Below are 1,395 nucleotides of genomic sequence, written 5' to 3' on the forward strand. Positions count from 1 at the left end.
CTAACCAGCTGAGCTACAGGCCCATCTTCATTCGAGAGATATGATGTTGTAGGATCTTTTGCAAGTTCCTTCAAAACTAAACAAGACGAAAACGCACGCTGCTCCATATATCCTTAGAAAGGAGGTGATCCAGCCGCACCTTCCGATACGGCTACCTTGTTACGACTTCACCCCAATCATCTGCCCCACCTTCGGCGGCTGGCTCCATAAAGGTTACCTCACCGACTTCGGGTGTTGCAAACTCTCGTGGTGTGACGGGCGGTGTGTACAAGGCCCGGGAACGTATTCACCGCGGCATGCTGATCCGCGATTACTAGCGATTCCAGCTTCACGCAGTCGAGTTGCAGACTGCGATCCGAACTGAGAACAGATTTATGGGATTGGCTAAACCTTGCGGTCTTGCAGCCCTTTGTTCTGTCCATTGTAGCACGTGTGTAGCCCAGGTCATAAGGGGCATGATGATTTGACGTCTCCCCACCTTCCTCCGGTTTGTCACCGGCAGTCACCTTAGAGTGCCCAACTGAATGCTGGCAACTAAGATCAAGGGTTGCGCTCGTTGCGGGACTTAACCCAACATCTCACGACACGAGCTGACGACAACCATGCACCACCTGTCACTCTGTCCCCGAAGGGAAAGCCCTATCTCTAGGGTTGTCAGAGGATGTCAAGACCTGGTAAGGTTCTTCGCGTTGCTTCGAATTAAACCACATGCTCCACCGCTTGTGCGGGCCCCCGTCAATTCCTTTGAGTTTCAGTCTTGCGACCGTACTCCCCAGGCGGAGTGCTTAATGCGTTAGCTGCAGCACTAAGGGGCGGAAACCCCCTAACACTTAGCACTCATCGTTTACGGCGTGGACTACCAGGGTATCTAATCCTGTTCGCTCCCCACGCTTTCGCTCCTCAGCGTCAGTTACAGACCAGAGAGTCGCCTTCGCCACTGGTGTTCCTCCACATCTCTACGCATTTCACCGCTACACGTGGAATTCCACTCTCCTCTTCTGCACTCAAGTTTCCCAGTTTCCAATGACCCTCCCCGGTTGAGCCGGGGGCTTTCACATCAGACTTAAGAAACCGCCTGCGAGCCCTTTACGCCCAATAATTCCGGACAACGCTTGCCACCTACGTATTACCGCGGCTGCTGGCACGTAGTTAGCCGTGGCTTTCTGGTTAGGTACCGTCAAGGTGCGAGCAGTTACTCTCGCACTTGTTCTTCCCTAACAACAGAGCTTTACGATCCGAAAACCTTCATCACTCACGCGGCGTTGCTCCGTCAGACTTTCTCGTTGCGGAAGATTCCCTACTGCTGCCTCCCGTAGGAGTCTGGGCCGTGTCTTCCCAGTGTGGCCGATCACCCTCTCAGGTCGGCTACGCATCGTCGCCTTGGTGAGCCATTAC

Annotated in this window: 1 rRNA gene; it reads right to left on the reverse strand. The window is 54.0% G+C overall.

The features are described from left to right. Positions 1-117 precede the first annotated feature (117 nt). Positions 118-1,395, reverse strand: a 16S ribosomal RNA gene (locus AOQ70_RS04910); the annotation flags it as partial.

The sequence above is a fragment of the Bacillus sp. AM 13(2015) genome (genome assembly GCF_001518755.1).
GTDB classification, from domain to species: Bacteria; Bacillota; Bacilli; order Bacillales; family Bacillaceae; genus Bacillus; species Bacillus safensis.